Annotated in this window: 18 protein-coding genes and 1 riboswitch; of the genes, 11 read left to right on the top strand and 7 right to left on the bottom strand. The window is 38.6% G+C overall.

Translation table 11 applies throughout. From position 1 onward, the window contains the following. Nucleotides 1-14: 14 nt before the first annotated feature. On the top strand, nt 15-1142 hold the full coding sequence (gene hppD / locus CKW03_RS13645) for a 4-hydroxyphenylpyruvate dioxygenase (RefSeq protein ID WP_197700940.1): 1128 nt from the start codon (nt 15-17) through the stop codon (nt 1140-1142). 27 nt (nt 1143-1169) lie between these two features. Next, a complete protein-coding gene (locus CKW03_RS13640; RefSeq protein WP_093097927.1) occupies nt 1170-2399 on the top strand; it encodes a Glu/Leu/Phe/Val dehydrogenase dimerization domain-containing protein in 1230 nt (409 codons plus the stop codon). Nucleotides 2400-3549: 1150 nt separating this feature from the next. Here CKW03_RS13640 and CKW03_RS13630 read toward each other — a convergent pair. Continuing rightward, nucleotides 3550-3945 carry a (deoxy)nucleoside triphosphate pyrophosphohydrolase gene (locus CKW03_RS13630; RefSeq protein ID WP_093097924.1) on the bottom strand — a complete coding sequence of 132 codons (396 nt, stop codon included), beginning with the start codon at nt 3943-3945 and terminating at the stop codon, nt 3550-3552. A 165-nt stretch (nt 3946-4110) separates the two neighbouring features. Here CKW03_RS13630 and CKW03_RS13625 point away from each other — a divergent pair, with 165 nt between their 5' ends. The 5 genes from CKW03_RS13625 to CKW03_RS13605 all read left to right on the top strand — a co-directional run bounded on the left by CKW03_RS13625 (nt 4111) and on the right by CKW03_RS13605 (nt 10853). Further along, a complete protein-coding gene (locus CKW03_RS13625; RefSeq protein ID WP_093097922.1) occupies nt 4111-6711 on the top strand; it encodes a phosphatidylglycerol lysyltransferase domain-containing protein in 2601 nt (866 codons plus the stop codon). A gap of 200 nt (nt 6712-6911) precedes the next feature. Further along, nucleotides 6912-8654 (top strand): AraC family transcriptional regulator, encoded by a 1743-nt coding sequence (locus tag CKW03_RS13620; protein WP_093097921.1) that lies wholly within the window; start codon nt 6912-6914, stop codon nt 8652-8654. 123 nt (nt 8655-8777) lie between these two features. Continuing rightward, nucleotides 8778-9575, top strand: coding sequence for a DUF695 domain-containing protein (locus CKW03_RS13615; protein ID WP_093097919.1), 798 nt, complete (start codon nt 8778-8780; stop codon nt 9573-9575). An 18-nt stretch (nt 9576-9593) separates the two neighbouring features. Beyond that, nucleotides 9594-10274: a hypothetical protein gene (locus CKW03_RS13610; RefSeq protein WP_093097918.1), complete on the top strand. Its 681-nt coding sequence runs from the start codon at nt 9594-9596 to the stop codon at nt 10272-10274. 3 nt (nt 10275-10277) lie between these two features. After that, entirely contained in the window at nt 10278-10853 is a 576-nt protein-coding gene (locus tag CKW03_RS13605; RefSeq protein ID WP_093097916.1) for a hypothetical protein, read from the top strand. Between the two features lie 197 nt (nt 10854-11050). Here the strand turns inward: CKW03_RS13605 and idi are convergent, their stop codons facing one another. The 3 genes from idi to CKW03_RS13590 all read right to left on the bottom strand — a co-directional run bounded on the left by idi (nt 11051) and on the right by CKW03_RS13590 (nt 13429). Continuing rightward, nucleotides 11051-11578, bottom strand: coding sequence for an isopentenyl-diphosphate Delta-isomerase (idi, locus tag CKW03_RS13600; RefSeq protein ID WP_093097915.1), 528 nt, complete (start codon nt 11576-11578; stop codon nt 11051-11053). Nucleotides 11579-11629: 51 nt separating this feature from the next. Further along, nucleotides 11630-12664, bottom strand: a complete 1035-nt coding sequence (locus CKW03_RS13595) for a threonine aldolase family protein (RefSeq protein ID WP_093097914.1) — start codon at nt 12662-12664, stop codon at nt 11630-11632. A gap of 93 nt (nt 12665-12757) precedes the next feature. Next, nucleotides 12758-13429 (bottom strand): DUF937 domain-containing protein, encoded by a 672-nt coding sequence (locus tag CKW03_RS13590; protein WP_093097912.1) that lies wholly within the window; start codon nt 13427-13429, stop codon nt 12758-12760. Between the two features lie 66 nt (nt 13430-13495). Between CKW03_RS13590 and CKW03_RS13585 the strand changes: the two genes are divergently transcribed. Continuing rightward, a complete protein-coding gene (locus tag CKW03_RS13585) occupies nt 13496-14593 on the top strand; it encodes a DUF2891 domain-containing protein (protein ID WP_093097911.1) in 1098 nt (365 codons plus the stop codon). A 156-nt stretch (nt 14594-14749) separates the two neighbouring features. On the opposite strand, the gene CKW03_RS13580 is transcribed toward CKW03_RS13585, so the two are convergent. Both CKW03_RS13580 and rpoN read right to left on the bottom strand, forming a co-directional pair. Next, nucleotides 14750-15013: a hypothetical protein gene (locus CKW03_RS13580; protein WP_093097909.1), complete on the bottom strand. Its 264-nt coding sequence runs from the start codon at nt 15011-15013 to the stop codon at nt 14750-14752. 61 nt (nt 15014-15074) lie between these two features. Beyond that, nucleotides 15075-15169, bottom strand: a riboswitch (SAM-I-IV-variant riboswitch). 47 nt (nt 15170-15216) lie between these two features. Continuing rightward, nucleotides 15217-16680 (bottom strand): RNA polymerase factor sigma-54, encoded by a 1464-nt coding sequence (gene rpoN / locus CKW03_RS13575; RefSeq protein WP_093097908.1) that lies wholly within the window; start codon nt 16678-16680, stop codon nt 15217-15219. A gap of 227 nt (nt 16681-16907) precedes the next feature. On the opposite strand from rpoN, the gene CKW03_RS13570 reads away from it, so the two are divergent. Together CKW03_RS13570 and CKW03_RS13565 are read left to right on the top strand one after the other, a co-directional pair. Next, entirely contained in the window at nt 16908-19238 is a 2331-nt protein-coding gene (locus tag CKW03_RS13570; protein WP_093097906.1) for a transglycosylase domain-containing protein, read from the top strand. A gap of 49 nt (nt 19239-19287) precedes the next feature. After that, complete coding sequence (locus CKW03_RS13565) at nt 19288-22410, top strand: DPP IV N-terminal domain-containing protein (RefSeq protein WP_236736486.1); 3123 nt, start codon at nt 19288-19290, stop codon at nt 22408-22410. Between the two features lie 74 nt (nt 22411-22484). Here the strand turns inward: CKW03_RS13565 and CKW03_RS13560 are convergent, their stop codons facing one another. Continuing rightward, a complete protein-coding gene (locus CKW03_RS13560) occupies nt 22485-22808 on the bottom strand; it encodes a GIY-YIG nuclease family protein (RefSeq protein WP_093097903.1) in 324 nt (107 codons plus the stop codon). Nucleotides 22809-22919: 111 nt separating this feature from the next. Between CKW03_RS13560 and CKW03_RS13555 the strand changes: the two genes are divergently transcribed. After that, complete coding sequence (locus CKW03_RS13555; RefSeq protein WP_093097901.1) at nt 22920-23693, top strand: XRE family transcriptional regulator; 774 nt, start codon at nt 22920-22922, stop codon at nt 23691-23693. The last annotated feature ends 35 nt before the right edge of the window (nt 23694-23728 follow it).

Raw genomic sequence — 23728 nt, 5'->3', positions numbered from 1 at the left:
TCAATAAAAATATTATGACACAAACATTCGCAGAGAAGATAGCAAAGGCTCAAGATTTTTTGCCTATCAATGGAACGGATTATATTGAATTTTATGTGGGGAATGCTAAGCAGGCCGCCCATTTCTATAAAACAGCCTTCGGTTTTCAATCGGAAGCTTATGCAGGACCTGAAACCGGAATCAGGGATAGAGCATCTTATGTCCTTAAACAGAACAAAATCCGGATTATTCTGACTACCGCCTTGAAATCGGATAGCCCTATTTCTGAGCATGTCAAGAAACATGGAGATGGTGTTAAGATATTGGCATTATGGGTTGACGATGCTGAAAAATCCCTACAAGAAACGGTAAAACGTGGGGCAAAGGTTTATCAGGAATTGGAGGTAAAGGAAGATGAATTCGGGGAAGTACGCACCGCTGGAATTTATACCTATGGGGAAACCGTGCACATGTTTGTGGAACGTAAGAATTATACCGGACCATTTATGCCTGGTTATGTTAAATGGGAGAGTGACTATAATCCTGAGGAAACCGGATTGTTATATGTAGACCATTGCGTTGGCAATGTGGGTTGGGATCGCATGAACGAAACGGTGGAATGGTACCAAGATGTTATGGGATTTGTCAATATCCTTTCCTTTGATGACAAACAGATCAATACAGAATATTCTGCTTTGATGAGTAAGGTGATGAGCAATGGGAATGGCTACGTGAAATTCCCTATCAATGAACCTGCTGAAGGCAAAAAGAAATCGCAGATCGAAGAATACTTAGAGTTTTATGAGGGTGAGGGAGTTCAACATGCTGCCTTGGCAACCCATGATATCTTAAAGACAGTAAAGGCATTGAAAGAAAGAGGGGTGGAGTTTTTAGGAGCTCCTCCGGAGGCCTATTATGATATGCTTTCCGAAAGGGTTGGCGAAATTGATGAAGAGATCAAGGCCATCCAAGATTTAGGAATCTTGGTAGATCGTGACGAAGAGGGTTATTTATTGCAGATTTTCACCAAGCCAATTGAGGACCGTCCGACTTTATTCTTTGAAATCATCCAGCGTAAAGGTGCTCAAAGCTTCGGAGCTGGAAACTTTAAGGCCTTGTTTGAAGCTATAGAAAGAGAACAAGAGAAAAGAGGGAACCTATAAGATATCATATAAATGAACCTATTGATTATGAAAGAATTATTGCAGGAGTTTGAGCAGAAACAACCGGAGATTGTTTTCGAATGGAAGGATACCGAGACTGAGGCCGAAGGCTGGGTTGTGATCAATTCCTTGCGTGGTGGAGCTGCTGGAGGCGGCACGAGAATGCGTTCGGGATTGGACAGGAATGAAGTCGAATCCTTGGCAAAGACCATGGAAGTGAAGTTTACGGTGTCAGGTCCTGCAATTGGAGGTGCGAAATCAGGGATTAACTTTGATCCAGCTGACCCCAGAAAACACGGCGTATTGGAACGCTGGTTTAAAGTGGTAACTCCTTTATTAAAGAATTATTATGGAACGGGAGGTGATTTGAACGTGGATGAAATCCATGATGTCATTCCATTAACGGAGCAATTTGGCTTGTGGCATCCTCAAGAGGGTGTTTTGAATGGTCATTTTGATATCCGCGAAAATGGGCGTATCCACCAGATTGGACAGTTGAGATATGGTGTTTCCAAAGTTTTGGAAGATTCACATTATAGTCCAGATCTGAAAAGGAAATTCAAGGTTGCTGATATGATCACCGGATTTGGAGTAGCAGAATCCGTTGGCCATTATTATGATCTATTTGATGGCCAAGTATCCGGTAAAAGAGCTATTATCCAAGGCTGGGGGAATGTAGCTGCTTCGGCAGCATTTTATCTGAGCAAAAAAGGAGCGAAGGTCGTTGGGATCATCGATCGGGTAGGAGGATTGATAAAAGAGGATGGTTTTTCTGAAGAGGAAATCCAATCCTTGTTGCTAACCCGAAATGGAAATTCGCTCTATTCCAAAGATATGGTTCCATTTGAGGAAATCAATAGCAAGATTTGGAGTATTCCTGCAGAAATCTTTATTCCTGCAGCTGCTTCGAGGTTAGTTTCCAAAGAACAGATCCAACAGATGATCGATAATGGGTTAGAAGTGATTGCTTCTGGAGCAAATGTTCCATTTGCAGACCGTGAGATTTTTTATGGTCCTGTAATGGAATATGCAGATCAGCATGTTGCGGTGATTCCAGATTTTGTAGCCAATTGTGGCATGGCGAGGGTTTTTGCCTATTTGATGCAGCCTAACATTGAAATCTCTGATGATTCTTTGTTTCAGGATGTATCGGATGTTATCCGCAAAGCTTTGGAACAGATCCATAGCTATAACCCCGAAACTAAAACAAATATCTCTTCAAGAGCTTATGAATTAGCATTGAGACAATTATTATAGTTGATGATTAATAGTTGCGGCCAGCAAAATATTTTTGCTGGCTTTTTTTTGTTTTTTGATTGGTATTCGTCCTCCGCATATTTTCTAAAAATAATATCAGCACTCAATAGATTTATTTCTATTAAACTTGCAAAAATTAATAAAAAATAGTTAGCTCATCTTACGATTCGCAATGAACAAAATCCTCTAAAAAAATCAAAAAATAGATTCTTTGCTGCGATCTGAATCCCTCTATGGGAATTTCAAATTCTGAACGATTAGTGAAGAATCTGTACGCAAATGTCTACTACATTTTGTCATCCTGTACCGAAGGTACAGGAACTGTTCGCCAGTGCAGTCTTATTTGTAAAGATCCGAGACCCTTCCTGCGTACGATGAACAAGTTTGTTAGAACTGTGTTTCTAGGCATTTAGAGCTATATTTATTTTCCTGAATAATTTCTCTTTTGTCGAACTACTGCCCTGGAAGGGCAGAATTATTTTAGAATTGGTATTGAACTATATAGGGTTAATGCAAAAACGATGTTCGATTAATCGAACATCGTTTTTGCGCTACCTCCAGGCTAACGTGCCATGCCAGCTAAAATAATTGAACCCCAAAAGGGGTTATTCGGTTTACAATCTGATTTTCTACAAAGATGTCACCCCCAATTGGGGTTCGGATAATTAACAAACATTCATCCTTCCGAAGGAAGTCCTTTAGCCTACGGCTCATTTCCAGTGGCGGAAAAATGGATAGAATGCCGATGCCTGTGCGATGGGATTGGCCTTGGAATGCTTTCAATAGATCATCCCTTTTGATGGGATGATCTATTGAAAGATATTCCCGACAACAAGGCATTCTATCCATGTGCGGGAGCCCGTGCGAAAAGCCACCTTAAATGGGCCGAAGCGTTTTGGTTACTTTTGCGCTTCAAAAGTAACGAAGAATCTAAATTTTGTTTTTTTTGCCTTCCACTTTGCTGTCATCACCTTCCAATAAATTTAGGCCAAATTTTTCCTGCTCAGGGTGACACTGTGGGATTAACCAAAGGTGCAGGAATTGTACGCTAATGCAGACCATCTTACTGGTCAAAAATGATATAGCGGGCGAATTCAATTCGCCCCTACAAAATGGGGTATTAACTAGTTGGATTTTTTGTCTTTGGAATTTACACCTCTTCCCGGCGGGTTCTGATATATTCTTCAATAATGGGAAGGTCGGCATTTGCCCAATCAAAACGGAACAATTCGGTTCTATCTACCCAGATAACTTGCTCATGTTCATTGGCTTTCAACTTGCCACTTTTAATGGAACAAATAAATGGATATAAGGTCAATGAGAAATCAGGGTAATGGTATTCAACTTTACTGAGGGGTTCATTGATTTGAATGTTGAGATTAATTTCTTCCAAAACTTCTCTCATTAAACATTCTTCCAGGGTTTCACCGTCTTCCAATTTTCCTCCTGGAAACTCCCATTTTAAAGGCAATTTCATTTTAGCGGATCGCTGACAGATCAATATTTGTTGATCTTTTTCTATTAAGGCACAAGCAACATGTATCATCAGAGTAAATATACTAAATTGAGACGGAAAGGTTACAAATTTTAGGGAAAGTCCATTAAGGAATTTTAAAGAAAAGATTTGTTTATAATTAGATTATAAAATATTAACTAATTGTAAATACCAGCTAATTAGCTTTATGGAAATTATTGTTTTATTTTTTATAATATGCCAAAAAGAATAGCTGTACATCTTAAGAAAATAAGTCCTTTGCGCTACTGGAAGGAACTTTTAGGTATACTAATTATTTTATTGGCTTTTGTTTTCTTCCGCGATCAGAAGAAGGAAATAGAACAGATCATGCCGCTTTTACAAAGCGCTAATGTTTATTGGCTCATTGCTGGAGTACTTTTGACTTTGTTTTTTATCCTCATGGAAGCCTATATGTATGTAGCCAGTTTTAGAGCGATGAGTCTGAGGATCAGTTTAAAAGTAGCCTTGGAGCTATTCCTGAAACGGAACTTTTTAAGTGTTTTTTTGCCAGCCGGAGGGATCTCTTCTTTGGCTTATAATACGACGCAGTTGAGGCGAATGAACCTCAATAAAACGCAGATCCATCAAACCAGCATTCTTTATGGTTACCTAGCGCTGTTTTCAGTATTTCTGCTGGCGATTCCAATTATGCTCTACAGCTTGTGGAAGAGTGGGCAGGTTGGTAACCTATTGATCCCCTTCCTTATCTTGGCTGTGATCTTAGCGGTTTCATTCTATATTGTTTATTGTTTCAGGTATAAAACCAAGATTTATCAACTATTAGAAAAAAAGTTCCCTTTAACCGTTATCCAAATATCAAATCTGTTTACAAGTGAGGTGGATAAAGGATATCTGTTGTTATCCTTGTTTTTTTCGGTACTGGTAGAGTTTTGTGGCATCTTCCATATTTTGATCGCCATGAAAGCCTTAGGATTGCCTCTATCGCTTGAGGCTGCGATTTTGGGTTATATAATTTCTACCTTATTGATGATCGTGTCTCCATTTCTGCGTGGCTTGGGTGCTGTAGAGCTTTCCATGTTTCTGATTTTCAAGAAATTTGGTTATAGCCATGAGGCGGGCATTGGAATAACCTTATTGTACAGGGTTTTTGAATTTTGGTTGCCTTTGGTATTTGGATTTATTTCTTTTTCCATGAAAGGGGCACAATTGATTACTCGAATAGGACCTTCGGTGATGATTTTCCTATTAGGCATTATCAATATTATTTCGGTTATTCTACCTCCCATTGCAGATAGGCTGCATCTTGAGAAGTTTTATTTCCCAGCCGAGACCTTATCGATTTCTAAGCTCCTGGTCCTGATTATTGGCATTGGTTTATTGGTCAGTTCAACTTATTTATTGAGAGGCTATAGGACTGCCTATTGGTTTGCTACCATATTTTGTGTTTTGTCGCTTTTTGGCCATTTGATGAAAGGGATAGACTATGAGGAATCTATAGTCGCTGCCATGACTCTGCTGTTTTTGATCTATAATAGGAAAGAATACAGGATACAGGCGAATTTCTATTGGGTGCGGATAGGGATATTATCTTTTTTGGTTTCTTTTTTCGCCATTTTGGTTTTTGAGACCATCAGCTTCTACATTATTGACAAGAGGCATTTCGGAATAGATTTCACTTGGAAAGAATCTTTTCTATATGCTTTGCGTGGATTTTTATTGTTTTCGGATGCGGGATTGGAACCTAAAACAAATTTTGGGAGGGAGTTTCTCCATATTACCCATGTCTTGGGTTTTGCTTGTTGGATCTTGTTTTTTTATACGATCCTTCAATCGAAGAAATATATTGCAAAAGACCATGGGCATGATGAGCAAGCCATGGCGAAAATGCTCTTAGATAAATTTGGGAATTCATCCTTGGATTATTTTAAGATCTCCAAAGAGAAGGAACTGTATTTTTCAGATTCTGCCTTAGGATTTGTTTCCTATCGGGTAGCCAATAAATATGCAGTGGTTTTGGATGAACCAGTCTGCCATTGGACAGATAAAGAAGATATCATCCAGGAGTTTGACCAATTTTGTCACAAGCAAGGCTTAAAGAGCATTTACTTTCGTGTTTCGGAAGATAATTTATTCAATTTCCAGAATCTACGAAAGAAGAAATTGCTAATCGGGATTGAAGGGATTATGGAGATATCTCAATTTTCCTTGAACGGAAAGGCTAGAAAATCCCTTCGGAATGGGATGAATTTTTTGGAGAAGAACGGCTACCATGCCTTGATTCACAATGCACCACATGGAGAGAAGTTCTTAAAGGAGTTAAAAGCCGTTTCTGATGAATGGTTAATCGGCAATAATCGGTCTGAAGTAATATTTTCTCAAGGGTTATTTGATACGGAAAGTCTCCGTGCCTTGGATATCATTTGCATCCATGATAAAGATGGAAATGTGGTTTCCTTTTTAAATATTGTTCCTGATTATGCGATGGACGAATGCACTTATGATCTTTTCAGGAAAAAAATGGAGGCTCCTAGTGCCTGTATGGACGGACTAATCGTCAAGCTGGTCGAATATGCTAAGTCGCATGACTATCGGTACATTAATTTAGGAATGGTTCCTCTGGTTGGGATTGAACAGCCTGATAATGCTGCAGAACAAATCATGAATTTTGTTTCCAATAACTTTCCGAAGTACAAGAAGTATAAGAACCAAAAAGATTTTAAGGACAAGTATTCCAATAAATGGGAAAAAAGATACTTGCTCTTTGATCATGACTTTGATTTATTGCAATTGCCAGCCGTGATGAAGAAGGTGATGAGCATAAAACAATGTTCCTGATCTTTTGAAAATGGAATTTTAATTAAATGTCCAAACATCTAATTAAAATTTTAAAAATACCATCTATTTGTATAGAAGACACAGCATAATTGGTAAAAAAAATTATATTTACGTAAATGCCCGAATAGTTACCATTGTTCTTCGTAAATAAATTAATTCAAGGCATCTATATCTATGATTATTTAACTGAGGTTCAGTGCATGAGAAAGAAATTTTCAATATTTTATTGGATAGTTTTGGTAAACTTAATGTTTCAGGGTTTTGTTACAAATGCCCAAGACAAAACAGATAGTTTAAGTAAGTTTTCTCATGATGAATTACTGGATAAGGCCTATATAACCCGCTCGACTGTTTATCTAGAATATTTAGAGAAAAAGAAATTAAGCCCTGAACAACAAAAGGAGGTCTTTACTTGGTTCTATTATTTATTGGCCGGAAAAGGTGATTTGGATGGGACCCTAAAATATTTGAATAAGCTTGATTCCATTTCTATTGAGACTAAAGATCCCATCAACCAATTTGTTGCCAAAATGGGGGCTGCAGAAGTTTATTATAAAAAATCTGATTACGCCAAGAGCAAAGAGGCCTTTCTTGGGGCCCAGAAGTTTATCGAGGACTATCCTCCTGGGATCGATCGCGTCCTAGCCAATGCTGAATACAATTATTTTTACTACTTAAGCGGAAACTTTGATGTTTACAACCATGAATTGGAGAAGCTGATTGGGGAATTGCAAGGCCTAAAAAACGATCGTCTACCAGTTGAGGAAAGGAGTTTTCATCTAAATGCGATCGCAACACTTGCCGTGAATCTTGCTTGTGGATATATCCTCCAAGAGGACTTCCACAATGCTGAAAAGAACCTGAAGATGGTAGAGGATATCTATACCGAAAACTTTAAGGGAGATACCACAACCACTTTTGTGCATGAGATTTTGGTGAAAGGTAAGTACCATTTCTTTAAAAAGGAATTTGATCAGGCAATTCCTTTTTTTAAAGAGGTTATTGATATCAATGCAAGAAAGGACTTTAAGGAATATGCCTATATGTCGAAGGTCTTTTTAGGCATGATCTATTATCAATTGGAAGATTATCAATTATCCCTTGATTATTTAGAAGATGCCATCCAAAACCAAATGCTGGTTGCAGACTACATCAAGTATGAAATGGAATCTTATCGGTATGCCTATTTGGCAAGTAAGCAACTTGGAGATACCGAGAAGTCGATGAGGTATTCAGGCCTGTTCATGGAGGAGGACCTAGCATTGAATGATAATAAAAGGTCTAATTTCATCAATACCTTTATCAATAATCTGGAGGTTGGTAAGTTGCAGAAGGATATATCTGCAAAGGATAACACTAATTTCATGTTGAGGTATATCCTATTTGGTTTTGCTATTCTAATCGCTGGGTTAGCCATTGTCTTGGTCTATCAAATGAAGGAAAACAAAAAGAATAAGCAAAAGATTTCCGATTACCTGGAGCAACTGAATAAGGATAAAAAGAGTAAAGTTGTTGCTGCAGACCATAAAAAGGAAGCAGTAGAAGAGGAGTCTAGTGCCATTCCGCAAACCAAGGAGATTGATGAGAAGGCCAGCAGAATCTTGGATAAATTAGAGGATTTTGAAGATGGTGATCTGTTTGTTGATAGTAAAATGAGCTTAGCATTTTTAGCGAGTTATTTGGAAACCAATACCATTACACTTTCTAAAATCATCAATACCTATAAGGAGATGAATTTCAATGATTATATCAACGGTCTTCGGGTTCGATATATCATTGAAAGGATAAAGAACGAGCCTAAGTTTGAACAGTATAAAATATCTTATCTCGCGGAGGTGAGTGGCTTTTCATCGCATAGCATATTTAGTAAAGCCTTCAAAAAGAGTACTGGAGTTACCCCATCTCAATTTTTGGATTATTTGAAGGAAGAAAACAGTAAATAGCCTTTTCAAGCGATTTCTATCTGTTTCATTTATATAAATTCGACAACCCTTCGTTCGGACAAGTAAAAGATGGAGCTTACATTTGGGTAATACAACCAAGAATGTTTTATCTAATTGGAAAGCATGTTCAAATCACTATTCAAGAAAAAGATCAGAATACCTCGTCATGATGAAAACTGGCAGGTTTATTTTTCTAGGATCAATAACCAGGTTACCTCGGTTATTGTTGATATCAATATTGCTGAGATTGCGCCGATAAAATCTTTGTCCGAGGTCTTTTATTTGATCATCCCTTTTGATTATGCCAATGAGGAAGGTTTACCAAGCATCGAAAGTTATAAGCTCATCAATGAAGTTGAGGATAAGATTTCGGAGTTGATCGTACGATTTGGGGAGAACCTGTTGCATGTCTCCACCTTGACCATGAATTCAGAACGATTGCAGATGTATTATTGTCATAAGGTAGAGAACACAAAAGTTTTCCTTGCCCAAATTGAAAAGGTTTTTGGACAGAAATTAACTTATCAAATCGATCATAGGCATGACCCCAATTGGAGTGATTATTTCAATCTGGCCTATCCATTGCCCTTTCAGATGGAGATGATCAAGAATCGCATTTTGCTACGGCAATTGACGGATGCAGGGGATGATCTGAAAGAATCCCGTAATGTGCATCATTTTCTTGACTTCAAGGAAGAAAAGGATGTAGAACAGTTTCTGCAATTTGCCGAAAGCGAACGCTTTGTCCTGTTCTTGAAAGAAAGGCGTGATGAATTATGGAAGTTGGGCATATCTAGACAGGATTATGTAAACTATGAGCAGATTGATGATTTATGTCTTCCGATATGGGAAAAAGCGAAGGTTTTCAACGGGATTTATAGTGGTTGGGAATCAGAAGTAATCAGAACAAAGAATCGATAAAATTTTGAGTCAAGATATATGTTTATTTATATAAAGAAAATTGAAGAGGCAAGTTTTGCTGCGGATCATTTGCAAAACCCTGTTAATCCGGGAAATCAAATGATTTTGGTGTTTTATAGGTCTTATTTTTCTACGGCAATCTATACCGGATATTCTAAGAATGCTGCTCCTAGTTATTATGATCGTGTAACAGATAAGTTTATACCAAAGCGGAAATGGTCCGAAGAAATGAAGCGTTATGTGCAGGAATGTGAGAACCAAGTGCCTAAAGCTCCTTTTCGATTGAAACCTACTATTTTTGGTTATATCTTCATCTTGGCATTTATTGGATTTTTTGCATATTTAGTATATGATACGGTCAAACCGAATCCATACCAGCAAGAACGTGTGTCAAAACTTTCGGAAACCATGAATGGAGGCGATTTGTACTTTGGTCGATTTACGGAAAAAGACCCGAGCACAGGGACTCCTAAAGGTTCTGGATTTCGCTGGTTTAAGATCATGGATGCTGGTCAAGAAAGCTTATTGATTTCTAAAGCTAGAGAACATAGTACAACCGCCAAAACTTCCATGGAAATGAACAGTTCAGATTTTGAACAAGAAACCATTCCGATGAAAATAAAAGATCAGGAGAGCTATCAAATTGATTTGGTTTCAGAGGATGGCAGTTTGGAAGTTACATTGACTGAGAAAAAATAATCTATGGGAATAAAAGAGGGAATAACAGCAAAGAAGGTGATCAAGATTTTTATTATTTGCCTAATAGTTGGCTTTATTCTGTTTGTATTTGCAATCATTCAGACCGTTAAGACGAAGTCTACCAATATCAGTAAGAAGGCGCCGTATAAGGAGGTTTTGGGAAAAGAGCTGGTAACCAAAAGACCAATCCGTCTTTTTATGGAACAAACTCCTACGAAAAAGGAATACCCGTATGCCATGTCGGATACGAATCAGACCTTTTGGAAATCATATACAGCCATGTTGCAGGCGGATGAACCTGTGATAAAATTGAGTGATTCGGTGGAAGCCAATGCGAAAGTGGTTTTTGATAAAGCCGTCATGTACACCAATGGGGTTTCTGGATCTTCTAATCCTAGATTATTCGGGACCTTGACCAGTGGCGATGGCAAAACCTATAAGGTTGAATTTCTATGGGGAACATACGATTATAACTATCCTTGGAAAGTCAGTCAAAGGGGGTATTTGTTTGAATTGGCACCTTGGCAAACTGTAAAGGATACAACGCATTATTATTTGCCTAATGCCGAATGGTGGTAGAAAGAGACAATAGACAACAGAACTTTCTGATGGCTATATGTTGAGAAAACTTGGGAAATAGATTTAAAGTTTGACAATAAAAAGAACGGTTCTACAATCTCTGATTGTAGAACCGTTCTTTTTATTGAGGATATAGATTTTTTATATCTCATTCTGATTTGGATTGAGCATAGTAGGAGTTATGCAGTGTCTTATGTCTACTGTCTTACTAACATCTGTTTTATCCTAGGAAATATCAATTTAAACCAAAAGGTATAATCTTGAGGGTTTTCTTTAAGGTCATTTTCAACTTTTTCTACACTGATGTATTTTAGGTCTTGAACTTCGTCTGGGTTTGGGTCTGGGATGTTTTCGCTGAACTTTCCAATGAAAATATGGTCGAATTCATTTTCCCAAAGTCCATTTTCTAGATGTTCTTCATAGCTCAATTGGAATACCTCTTGGATTTCGATATGGATTCCTAATTCCTCGAAGGTCCTTCTTTTGGCGGCTTCAATGGTTGATTCATTGGGCCTTGGGTGTCCACAGCAGGCATTGGTCCAAAGACCAGGGCTATGATATTTTGAATCGGCACGTTGTTGTAAAATCAGGTTTCCTTGTTCGTCTAATAGAAATACGGAGAAAGCACGGTGTTTTTTGTTTTGAAGATGAGCCTCTTGTTTTTCCATCTGGCCAATTTCATTATCCTGTTGATCTACCAATATCACAAATTCATCTACAGTCATAGTCTAGATTTAGGGGTGTTTTCCTAAAATAAGGAATTCAGTCTATTTAACCTAAAATGCTTTCGGAAGATCTGCGATAAACTGATCAATTGTTGTCTCTGGGGTAGCCCAAGATGTCACAAGGCGTACCACTGCCTTATCATGATCTAACTTCTGCCATACATAGAATTCATATTTTTTATGGAGTTCTTTGATAATAGGGTAAGGGAGAATCGGGAAGATCTGGTTGCTGACCGGGTTACTAGAGAATTCATAGCCTTTGGATTGGAAAGCATCTGCCAATTTTGCCGCCATTTGATTGGCATGTTTTCCTAGGTCAAAAAATAGATTGTCCTCGAACAAGGCATAGAATTGAGCCCCTAAGATTCGACCTTTTGCCATTAATGCCCCTTTTTGTTTGATATAATAGTCGAAACCCTGAGCAAGTTCCTTGTTTTTGAAAACAATGGCTTCACCTAATAAGCCGGCATTTTTTGTGGCACCGATGTAGAATACATCGGCAAGATTAGCCAATTCTTCGATGTTCAGGTCGGCATGGGATGAGGTCAACGCTGTAGCCAGCCTAGCGCCGTCTACAAACAATAACAAGTTATTGGATTTGCAGAATTGGGAGATTTCCTCTAATTCAGCTTTACTATAGATACTTCCAATTTCAGTGCATTGGGAGATATAAACCATAGCCGGTTTGACCATGTGGTTGTCGGTATGGTAATCTAGCGCAGCTTGGATTCCTTTAACAGCTATTTTACCATCCTGATTGGGAATACAATTGATTTTATGTCCTGTGTTTTCAATAGCTCCAGTTTCATGCACCTCGATATGTCCAGTATCAGCAGCAATAACTGATTCATAAGGTTTAAGGAGATGGCTGATGACCAGCATATTCGCCTGGGTTCCTCCAGAAACAAAATAGATTTCAGCATCGGGATTATTGATGCTTCTTTTGATGAAAGATTTTGCTTTTATGCTTAGGTTATCCTCTCCATAGCCTGTTTCTTGATCGAGGTTGGTTAGGATAAGGAGATTTAAGATATTGGGGTGAGCACCCTCACTATAATCGTTTTTGAAACTTATTTTAGATTGCATGTGTAAATATAATCGTTTTCAACATCGGAAGGAATAAAATAGAAAAAGGATTGATCAACCTGACCAATCCCTTTATGGTTGTATTTTATTCGATTATTTTCCAAACATACCAGCAAGGCTATCTAAGATATTGCCTTTAGCATTGTTGTCGTTCTTTTGATCAAAGAACTGTCCTACTAAATCGCCTAATCCACCAGCTATATTAGGTTGAGAAGAGCTAGCAGGGCTTGAGCCGCCTCCACCTAATACGCTTCCGATCAAGTCACCGATTCCACCTCCAGAAGCATTAGAAGAGCCTCCTCCTAAGATACTTCCTAATAGGTCGCCAATTCCTCCGCCGCCTGTTCCAGCGTCAGCTTGTTTCTTTTTGCCTAAATAACCCATTACCAATGGTGCCAATAGGGCTAAAATACCCCCAATTTTACCCATACTAATACCAGATTTTTCAGAAAGGGACTGTTTTACCGTTTCGGTATTTCTACCAAAGATGTGGTTTACAATTTTGTCTTCATCCTCTGAAGGTCCTTGATTAAATAAGCCGGCTAAGTTATCGAAGATTCCACCAGAGTGTTTATCCAATGCATTTTGAATGCCTTGAGCCTGTTCTGGGCTTTTTTGGGCATTATAATTCAAGGCAGACATCATCAATGGGATAGCTGCTGAAACCACCCATTGGGTTTGGTTTTTATCAAGTCCTAATTTTTCTGATATTCCTTCAGTAGCCTGTGAACCAATGCTTCCTGAAATTAAGTCACTAATGTTCATATTGTAGATTGTTATTGTTTATAAATGTTATTTTTATAACTCAAATATATTGCCAATTTTACTAGTATGAAAATAATATGTTCAAACATCTTTTTGCTTGTAGTTCTTTTGTTCCAAGCATGTAATAATGTACCCAAAAAGCAAGATGAAGTGCCATTGGAAGATGTGAAATTGTCTTTCGAATTAGCGCAGCAAATTTATGCTATGCCAACCCATTGTATTGAAGTGGAATATCCTAATAAATTAGGGCAAGTATTGGGGTCTGACTCTGATCTTAAGTCGCCAAAAGCCCTTAGACCAGTTTTTTATGGCTGTTTTGATTGGCATTCTTCTGTACATGGGTATTGGTCCGTAATTAAATTGCTGAAGACTTTTCCTGAACTGGATAAAGATGGAAAAATGAGGCAAGTCCTAAATGCCCATATCACGCCTGAAAATGTGCAATCAGAAATAGCCTTTTTCAATGATAAGAACAATTTAAGTTTCGAAAGGACTTACGGTTGGGCTTGGCTGTTTAAGTTGCAGGAGGAATTGGCAGGATGGAATGATGAAGATGGCAAAAAATGGAAAGTAGCTTTACAGCCTTTGGTGGATCTATTGGTACAACGCTATATAGAATATCTTCCAAAATTGGTTTATCCCATTCGTGCTGGACAACATGATAATTCTGCTTTTAGTTTATCACTTTCTTTGGATTACGCTAATGCAGTAGGGGATGAAGCTTTTAAAAAGTCAATCCAAGAAAACGCGATGCGTTTGTTCAAGAATGATAAGAACTGTGATCCTGCGTATGAGCCAAGTGGTTATGATTTTCTTTCTCCTTGCTTAGAGGAGGCCTATTTGATGAGTAAATTGATGCCTAAGGATGAATATGTAACGTGGTTGAAAGGATTTATGCCAGCTTTGTTTGAACAATCCTTTGAACTAAAGCCTGCTATTGTAAAAGATAGGAGCGATGGCAAATTGGTTCATTTGGATGGCCTCAATTATAGCCGAGCCGCATGCTTAGTAGGGATCAGCAAAATAGATCCAAGTCTAAGCCACTTAAAAAGCAATAGCATAGCGCATTTCGATTTTTCTATCCCTAATCTAAGCGCTGAAGATGATTACATGGGAAGCCATTGGCTAGGAACCTTTGCATTATATGCAATTAGCAGGTATTAGGGAGAATTGAGATTTGAGATATGAATTAGTATTGAGATGTGAGATATGAGTATTGAGATATTAACTTTGCTATATCATTTATTAGTATTGAGATGTGAGATATGAGTGCTAGGTTAATAACCTTACTATCTCACATCTCATATCTCAAATCTATTTTCAGCAAATCGGAATTAATTTATTTTCAGATAATTTTACTGGGACGCTTTGGATTTGGGTGAAGCCGTCTTCTGTACTGATGATGGCTGAAAGGTCGATACCACGATTGGATAATGCGGATATCAAAGCCGTCCTGAAAGCAGTTTTGTTGGCTCCCCAATTGGATTTTACCAAATCATTGTTTAATACGACTAATTCGTTGGTGGAATAGTGGTGGAATTTCTCCACTAAATGCTGATGTAAGGGTTTTGTTGTGTTCGACATACAATTAATGTTTAAAGGGTTTAACCATAATTGCATTCAGAGGAGTCTTAAAAGACCTTGCAATTTTCGTTTATTTTGGCTTGTCGCCCGTATCGATTTACCACCGCGGTGTCTGTCACTCGGTTGGTATTGCATCTGCAATTCTGAATACTCTACAAACTTAGTAGATTATATTTTAAAATGCAAGTATCTAATAAAAAAAATTATAATTCTTTTCTCAATCGAGCAACAGGGATGTTCATCGCCTCACGATATTTAGCTACTGTTCTACGCGCGATGGAATAACCTTTTTCTTTGAGGATCTCGGTTAGTTTTTCATCGGCTAGCGGTTTTCTCTTATCCTCGTTAGCAATACATTCTTCCAAAATTTTCTTGACCTCTTTGTTAGAGACTTCTTCGCCTGATTCTGTTTGGATAGCTTCAGAGAAGAAAGATTTTAGTAAAAATGTACCGAATTCGGTCTGAACATATTTGGAGTTGGCAACACGGGAGACTGTTGAAATGTCCATTTCGATCTTATCGGCAATATCCTTTAAGATCATCGGTTTCAACATCCTGTCATCACCAGTTAGGAAATAGTCGTATTGATATTCCATGATGGCATTCATGGTTTTCAATAGGGTTTGCTGTCTTTGTTTGATGGCATCGATAAACCATTTGGCGGAATCCAGCTTCTGTTTAACAAATTGAACCGCTTCACGCATCTTCTTGTCGTTCTTTTCGGCCTTTTCATAGTGTTCAAACATTTCTTGATAGGAGCGGGATACACGAAGCTCAGGAGCGTTTCTGCCGTTTAAGGTCAGGTGCAGCACGCCATCGTTGTTTGAAATATGGAAATCTGGGATAATCTGCAGTTGTTTACCTGCGACAGCACCTGAATCACCTGGTTTTGGATTCAGCTTTAATATTTCATTTACAATTTCCCTAAGCTCTTCGGAATTAACTCCTAATTGCTTTTCGATTTTATCGTAATGTTTCTTGGTGAACTCGTCCAGATAATTTTCAACGACTAACAAAGCCTGTTGGATAATAGGATTGCTCTGGTCTTTTTTACGAAGTTGGATGGTCAAGCATTCCTGAAGATTTCTAGCGCCAATCCCCGGAGGGTCAAAGCTTTGGACAATCTTTAGCATCTCTTCAACCTCATCTTCTTCTACAATGACATTTTGCGAAAAGGCTAAATCATCAATCAAGGAGAGGATAGGTCTTCTTAAATAGCCATCATCATCTAAAGAGCCGATGATTTGTTGGCCTAGAACATAGTCTTTGTCAGAAAGTGCTAATAAATCCAGTTGATTTTGGAGGTTTTCGAAGAAGGAGTCTTGAACAGCGATGGGGATTTCTTTTTTACCATCTTCATCGTCATGGTCATAACCACCACCATAATCCTTATAATCGTCTTCTTGGATGTACTCGTCTACGCTGAATTCATCATCGTAGCTATTGTCTTCCATGTTGAAGTCGTCATCAGGGTCTTTGTCTGGGTATTCTTCGACAGGGTCGTTCATGTTGGTCAAACTACCATCTTCCAGTGCAGGATTCTCTTCAAGTTCTTCTTTGATACGGGCATCCAATGATACAGTAGGTACCTGAAGCAATTTTATGAATTGAATTTGTTGCGGTGAAAGTTTCTGTAATAATTTTTGTTGTAGTGTTTGCTTTAACATGTCCCCGAATAATAAATCACGTAAAAATAGGGAATTATATTTAATAAGGTAAAGATGTTGTAAACAAAAGATAGTTTAGGTACAGTTTTTGCTATTATAAGTATCGGAAAAACAGCCTAGTTAAAAACCAAAAAACTCATTTGTTAAAATTCGTTAATTTTCATTTCAAGCTTCATTTTTGGGCAAATTGATATGATTTTTTCCAAAGTTTTGTTCATATTTACCGTATGTTTAAACGAGTCCGGAACAAATTTTTGCGTATCGCACTGATTGTTATTTACTTTATTATCTTATTTACTTGCGCGGTACAAATTAACTTCCTAGGCTTGTTCGGATCATCGCCTACCAAAAAAGAAATATTGTTGCCTGAATTAAATGTTTCTTCAGAGTTATTTACAGCGGACTCTGTTTTAATTGGTCGTTATTATAAGCAAGACCGTGATCCAGTTCCTTATGATAGTATTTCTCCTAATATCGTTAATGCCTTAATCGCTACTGAAGATGTTCGTTTTAGAAAACATCATGGGGTGGATTTTATTGGTTTGTTTGGAGGTGTTTTTTCAACCTTAAGTGGTTCTGATCGTGGTGCAAGTACAATTACCCAACAGCTTGCCAAGAATTTATATAGAACTCGTTATAAAGATGCTCAAGGTTTGCTTGGTAAAATCCCAGGAATTGGTTTGTTGGTAACAAAGTACAAGGAATGGATGACCGCCTTCAAATTGGAGAGCAAATACAGTAAGGAAGAAATCTTGACGATGTATCTGAATACCGTTTCATTTAGCAATAATGCCTACGGAATTAAATCAGCATCGGTTCGCTATTTTGATAAGCTGCCAAGTGAAGTCTCTGTAAATGAAGCTGCCGTTTTGGTGGGAATGTTGAAGGGGACTACCTATTATAATCCAATCCGAAATCCTAAAAATGCTTTGCAACGCCGAAATGTTGTTCTGAACCAAATGGAAAAAGAAGGCTATTTGAAGAAGGATGAGGTGGCTAATTTAAGTAAAGATTCATTAGGCTTGAACCTGAACAATCAAGAAGTACGTAATTCAAACGATTCATACCTAAGAACAGCCGTTGAAAAATGGTTAGAGGATTGGGGCGAAGAGAATGAGATCGATATCTATACCAGTGGTCTGAAGATTTATACCACCATTGATTCCAGGATGCAGAAGATAGCTGAAACAGTTGTGGCAACGAAGATGAAAGAATTGCAACAGCGTTTGGATAATGTGTGGGGGAATGAGTTGCCATGGAGAGATAAGGAAGGGAATGTTATTCCTAATTTCTTGGAAGATCATGCGAAAAAGCTTCCTATCTATGCTTCATTGATGAAAAAGTACAATGATGAGGCCAAGGTCTTTGAGGAATTGAACAAGAAAAAATCAATGGAGGTCTTTACCTGGGATGGGATGGAGAAGGTGGATTATTCGACCATGGACTCCTTAAAGCATTACTTGACCATGTTGAATACCGGTATGATGGTCATGGATCCTTATAACGGAAATATTAAAGTCTGGGTCGGTGGTATAAATCATAACTACTACAAATTTGACCATGTAAACCAAGCGAAAAGACAGGCAGGTTCGACCTTCAAACCATTTGCTTATGCAGCAGCTTTGGAATCAGGCCTAGCGCCTTGCGATAAATTCACGGATAAGCCCGTGAAAATCGAATTCATAAATAATAAGGGAGAGCATGAAATATGGGAGCCAAAAAATGCTGATTGGTCATTTTCTCATAGTGACTTGTCGCTAAGACACGCAATGGCTCGTTCTTTAAATACAGTTACGGCTCAGATTACGGAAAAGGTTGGATGGGACAAAGTCGTTGAGATGGCCCACAAATGTGGTATTGATAGTAAATTAGAGTCTGTACCATCGGTTGGTTTAGGTTCAAATGATGTTTCTGTTTTTGAAATGGTAAGGGGCTATAGCACTTTCATGAATGAAGGAAAGCGCACCGAGCCAGTACTTGTTTCAAGAATTGAAGATAAAGACGGAAAGGTATTGGCTGAATTCAAAACCAGTACTAAAGAAGCGATTACTGCTGAAAATGCTTGGTTGATGGGTTATATGCTTAGAGGGACCATCGAGGAATCGGGAGGTACTTCGCAGGCATTGTGGGAATGGGATCTTTTTCAGGATGAGAACCAAATCGGTGGGAAGACTGGAACCTCTTCGGATTATGTTGATGGTTGGTATATGGGAGTGACAAAAGATTTGGTAGCTGGCGTTTGGGTAGGTTGTGATGAACAAAGTATCCACTTTAAGAGTTCCGCGACTGGGGAAGGATCTAAAACAGCTTTGCCGATCTATGCATTATTTATGGAAGAGCTTTACAAGCATCCCGAATTGGGGGTGACCTTCGGGAAATTTCCGGAACCAACTGTTGAAATTACCAAGAAATATAACTGTCCGGGACCACGAGTGCGTGTCCGTCAAGATAGTAGCAGTACAGAGGGTCTGAACCCTGATGCTGAAATTCCTAACATTGTTCTTCCTGATTTATTGAATCAAAATAATAATGAAGAGCAACAAGAGGAGACGAATTAATCTATTGAAGTGAATTGATTTTATTATTTTTATTGACTAATAATCAGTTATGAAAATTAACCACATGCTATTTGCGAGAATATTATGCATTAATCTTGTTTTGGCTGTATTTATGGCATTGATGCCAGGGGAAGCCAATGCTCAATATTTTGGGCAGAATAAGATGAGGTATAAGAAGCTTGATTTCAAGGTTTATGATACCCCACATTTCAATATTTATTATTATTTGCAAAATGATTCCATGATGAATTGGCTTGCGAAGGAATCTGAAGTGTGGTATGAATTGCATCAACAGGTATTCCAAGATACCTTTTCGAGAAAAAACCCAATTATCCTTTATAACAACCATCCTGAATTCCAGCAGACCACTGCTATTTCCGGTGAGATCAGTGTCGGAACAGGCGGTGTTACAGAAGCTTTTAAACAGCGTGTCGTGATGCCGATCATGCAGATCAATCAGCAAACTAGACATGTTTTGGGTCACGAGCTGGTCCATGCCTTTCAATATAGGGTGCTGATAGAAGGAGGGGATTCTACCAGGTTGGAAAACATTGCAAACCTTCCGTTATGGATGGTTGAGGGTATGGCGGAATATTTTTCCATCGGAAAAAAAGATGCCTTTACCTCCATGTGGATGCGGGATTCTTATGCTAGGAATGACCTTCCGAGTTTGAGGCAGATGACCGAGCAGTCGAGCAAGTATTTCCCGTATCGCTATGGACAGGCATTTTGGTCGTATTTAGGTTCAACTTATGGGGATACCGTAATCATGCCTTTGTTTATAGAAACCGCGAAGTATGGATATGAGAATGCGATAAAACGTGTCTTTGGATATGATGCACAGACCATGTCAACCTTGTGGAAGAACAGTATGGAGAACTCCTATAGAAATATAGGTAAGGATACGACCTCGAATCCAATTGGTAAATTATTGCTTTCTACTAAAAATGCAGGTCGGATGAATGTGTCGCCGGCTATTTCTCCTGATGGTAAATATGTGGTTTTCTTGTCCGAGATGGATATGTTCAGTATTGACCTGTTTCTGGCGGATGCCGAAACCGGAAATATTGTTAGAAAACTCGGGAGTCGACTCACCAATAAAGATATTGATGAATTTAGTTTCATAGAGTCTGCCGGTACTTTTTCTCCTGACAGCAAGAAGTTCGCTTTTTCAGTTTTCAGTGAAGGGAAAAATAAGCTGATGATCGTAGATATCGGAACAGGTAAGACCTTGACGGTCCAAGCAATGGGTGATATCACGGAGTTTACTAATATCACCTGGGCGCCAAACGGAAGCTTGGTGGCATTCTCCGGTCTAAAGAACGGAAGAAGTGATATTTATACCTATGACTTGGAGTCAAAGGACTTACAGCAGTTAACTGATGATAAATATTCTGATTTCCAACCAAGTTTTTCAAGGGATGGTAAGTATATCGTGTTCAGTACAGATAGGATGTCTTTGGAGTCAGCCAGCAGATCAGTTGATATCCCTATGGGATTAGCGGTTGTTGATGTCAATACCAAAGAAATAAAAAATATTCCTGTGTTCCCAGGAGCGAATAACCTGAATCCTCACTTCTCTTCATCAGGTAAAGAAATCTATTTCCTGTCCAATAGTGATGGATTTAGAAATATGTACCGTATAGTCATCGATGGTGGCCATGTAGAGAGAATGACTGATTTCTTTACTGGGATCAGTGGTATTACGGAATATTCTCCGGCGATGAGCGTCTCAGCTAATGATGATATTATCTATTCTTATTTCAAGAATAATTCCTTTTCGATCTATAAGGCTAAGAGTTCTGAGTTTGAAACAAAATCAGTGGATCCAGGAGTCGTGAACTTAGAGGCAGCTATGTTGCCGCCAGTTCAAAGCCGTGGGGTAGATGTGGTGAATACCAACCTCTATAACTTCAATGCCTACGGAAGGATTTCTGATTCGCAGATCCAAAATATTCCCTATAAACCAAAATTCAAATTGGATTATTTGGCAAACAGTGGAGTAGGGATGTCGGTGGGTTCGAGGTATGGAGCCGGTATAAACTCTGGTATACAAGGGATGTTTTCCGACATTCTGGGTTATAACCAAATCTTTGCTGCCTTGAATATCAATGGTGAAATCTATGATTTCGGTGGTCAGGTGGCTTATATCAACCAAAGAAGCCGTTGGAACTGGGGTGGGTCATTATCGCATATTCCATACCGTTTTGGGTTCTATAATTTTGATCAAAGGGATTTAGGTAATGGTGTTGAGCCGGTAATCGACCAGTATTTGGTGAGGTCTTTCCAAAGCCAGGCTGATGCATTTGTGGCTTATCCGTTCAATAGACACCATCGCTTTGAGACAGGTGGTGCCGTTTCTTATAACTCCTACCGTGTTGACCGCTTTACCCAAAGTTATTATAACTATTATGGAAACCGGGAGCGGGTTCCTAACGATGAGGCCGCCAAAGCATTAGGCGTGTCCAATTTGGATCCTTTTAACTTGATGCAAGTGAATGCAGGTTTTGTAGGTGATAATGCTGTCTTTGGTATTGCAGCTCCTCTACAAGGTTTCAGATATAGGTTAGGAGCAGAGCAATATTTCGGTACCTATAGCTTCACTGCTTTGAACGTGGATTTGAGAAAGTATCAAAGAATCAAACCAGTTACTATCGCAGCCAGGGTTTACTCATACATGCGTATGGGAACTGATGCTGATAGGCTTTACAATATTTATATAGGATACCCGTATATGGTGCGTGGATTTGAGTCCAATTCATTTGGTCCTAATAGTATGATTGGTTACAATGATTTGTCAGGATCTAAAATGGTTGTTGGAAACTTTGAAGTAAGGCTGCCATTTACAGGACCGGAGAAACTGGCGGTTATTCCTTCGGGATTATTGTTTTCGGATCTGAACTTCTTTATTGATGGAGGTTTGGCTTGGAGTAACAACAGTATCGTGAAGTGGAAGAAAACCGATAGTGATATCGTAAATGAATCGGTCAATGGACAGAACTATAGCAGTTATGATCCAAGGGTGACCATGCCTGTGTTCAGTGCAGGTGTTTCGCTACGTGTCAATTTGTTTGGGGCGATGATATTAGAGCCTTATTATGCTATACAACTCAATAATCCAACTAGGGAGAAATTTGGAACCTTTGGATTAAACTTTGCTCCGGGATGGTAGTCTAACTATCTAGAAAAGTGCGAGAGATATTGAGATTAGTGTAGGGAAAGGTTGTTAAGGCCGTTGTTTATAGCTTATGCATAAACAACGGCTTTTTTGTTTGTCCTGAATTTTGATAGGTTAGGACATAGGCTAAGCCAATTTGGATTGGTCTTGCGGATCAATCTTTCCTTTACGATTCTACCCATTGCGTTCAATTCCTTTAACCTTCTGTCGGCTTCATACAAGCTATTGTGTGTTTCAACTAAGACGATTCGGTTTAACATGGCAAATGAAAATAGCGTAGGCTCTTGGCTGCTCTGCATATCTTGGTATACTGAATTTAAATCTTGGCAAAATCCTGCCTGTAAGAACTTGCGATTAGAATCTGTAGCGATATAAGTATAGTATTTATTCATTTTATTCTTGCTTTAGCTAAATTATTTGGTAATTTGCAATCGTTTTGCTAATTTTATTGGTACAATAATACTAATAAATTTAGTATTTCAAAAAAAATAAATAAAAAATCTATGGCTAATATTTCATCAAATCTTAAATATCTTCGCAAGAAAAAAGGATTAACACAGCAGCAGTTTGCTGATTTAATGGAAATTAAGCGTGCTTCAGTGGGCGCTTATGAAGAAGATAGGGCGGAGCCTAAGTATGAATTGCTAAATAAGATAGCAGAGTTCTATGAGTTGAGTATGGATGAATTGGCCAATGATGTAATTGATGATAAATGGAAGCCAACTCCAAAAAGCAATGCCTCTAATCTAAGGGTACTGAGTGTAACTGTTGACTCCAATGATAGGGAGAATATCGAATTGGTCCCAGTAAAGGCAAGTGCGGGTTATTTGAATGGCTATGCGGATCCTGAATATGTAAGTGAGTTGCCAAAATTTTCCTTACCTATGTTCAACCAAGGGACCTACAGAGCCTTTGAAATCAAGGGGGACTCGATGTTGCCTTTAGCGTCTGGATCTTTGATTATAGCGGAGTATGTAGAGAATTGGCATGATATCAAACCTGGACAGACCTATGTGGTCGTGTCTTCAGATGAAGGGATTGTCTATAAAAGGATCGGTCAAAAATTTAAAGAAGATAAAGGGCTGAAGTTGGTGTCAGACAATAAAACCTATGAACCGTATTGGGTTTCAGCTAACGAAATCTTAGAAGTCTGGAAGGCAAAGGCTTTTGTGAGTACGGAGCTGCCTGAACCAAATCCAGAACCAACACTGGAAGCATTGTCCTCTATGATGGCGCAAATGCAGAAAACCATCAATTCTGTAGTCGATAAAAATTAACATCAAATTCATGGTTTGTAAATAAGAAAATCATT

It is taken from the genome of Sphingobacterium mizutaii (genome assembly GCF_900187125.1).
GTDB lineage: Bacteria > Bacteroidota > Bacteroidia > Sphingobacteriales > Sphingobacteriaceae > Sphingobacterium > Sphingobacterium mizutaii.
Note: the sequence above shows the minus strand (reverse complement) of the source record. Positions and strands in the feature narration are given on the sequence as shown.

What these genes read in the sequence shown, in the direction of transcription:
- CKW03_RS13570 (WP_093097906.1), top strand. Translation starts at nt 16,908, where the DNA reads ATGTTTAAACGAGTCCGGAACAAATTTTTGCGTATCGCACTGATTGTT.
- CKW03_RS13630 (WP_093097924.1), bottom strand. Translation starts at nt 3,945, where the DNA reads ATGATACATGTTGCTTGTGCCTTAATAGAAAAAGATCAACAAATATTG.
- CKW03_RS13640 (WP_093097927.1), top strand. Translation starts at nt 1,170, where the DNA reads ATGAAAGAATTATTGCAGGAGTTTGAGCAGAAACAACCGGAGATTGTT.
- CKW03_RS13595 (WP_093097914.1), bottom strand. Translation starts at nt 12,664, where the DNA reads ATGCAATCTAAAATAAGTTTCAAAAACGATTATAGTGAGGGTGCTCAC.
- CKW03_RS13580 (WP_093097909.1), bottom strand. Translation starts at nt 15,013, where the DNA reads ATGTCGAACACAACAAAACCCTTACATCAGCATTTAGTGGAGAAATTC.
- CKW03_RS13590 (WP_093097912.1), bottom strand. Translation starts at nt 13,429, where the DNA reads ATGAACATTAGTGACTTAATTTCAGGAAGCATTGGTTCACAGGCTACT.
- CKW03_RS13560 (WP_093097903.1), bottom strand. Translation starts at nt 22,808, where the DNA reads ATGAATAAATACTATACTTATATCGCTACAGATTCTAATCGCAAGTTC.
- CKW03_RS13585 (WP_093097911.1), top strand. Translation starts at nt 13,496, where the DNA reads ATGAAAATAATATGTTCAAACATCTTTTTGCTTGTAGTTCTTTTGTTC.
- CKW03_RS13565 (WP_236736486.1), top strand. Translation starts at nt 19,288, where the DNA reads ATGAAAATTAACCACATGCTATTTGCGAGAATATTATGCATTAATCTT.
- rpoN (WP_093097908.1), bottom strand. Translation starts at nt 16,680, where the DNA reads ATGTTAAAGCAAACACTACAACAAAAATTATTACAGAAACTTTCACCG.
- CKW03_RS13625 (WP_093097922.1), top strand. Translation starts at nt 4,111, where the DNA reads ATGCCAAAAAGAATAGCTGTACATCTTAAGAAAATAAGTCCTTTGCGC.
- CKW03_RS13620 (WP_093097921.1), top strand. Translation starts at nt 6,912, where the DNA reads ATGAGAAAGAAATTTTCAATATTTTATTGGATAGTTTTGGTAAACTTA.
- hppD (WP_197700940.1), top strand. Translation starts at nt 15, where the DNA reads ATGACACAAACATTCGCAGAGAAGATAGCAAAGGCTCAAGATTTTTTG.
- CKW03_RS13615 (WP_093097919.1), top strand. Translation starts at nt 8,778, where the DNA reads ATGTTCAAATCACTATTCAAGAAAAAGATCAGAATACCTCGTCATGAT.
- CKW03_RS13555 (WP_093097901.1), top strand. Translation starts at nt 22,920, where the DNA reads ATGGCTAATATTTCATCAAATCTTAAATATCTTCGCAAGAAAAAAGGA.
- CKW03_RS13605 (WP_093097916.1), top strand. Translation starts at nt 10,278, where the DNA reads ATGGGAATAAAAGAGGGAATAACAGCAAAGAAGGTGATCAAGATTTTT.
- CKW03_RS13610 (WP_093097918.1), top strand. Translation starts at nt 9,594, where the DNA reads ATGTTTATTTATATAAAGAAAATTGAAGAGGCAAGTTTTGCTGCGGAT.
- idi (WP_093097915.1), bottom strand. Translation starts at nt 11,578, where the DNA reads ATGACTGTAGATGAATTTGTGATATTGGTAGATCAACAGGATAATGAA.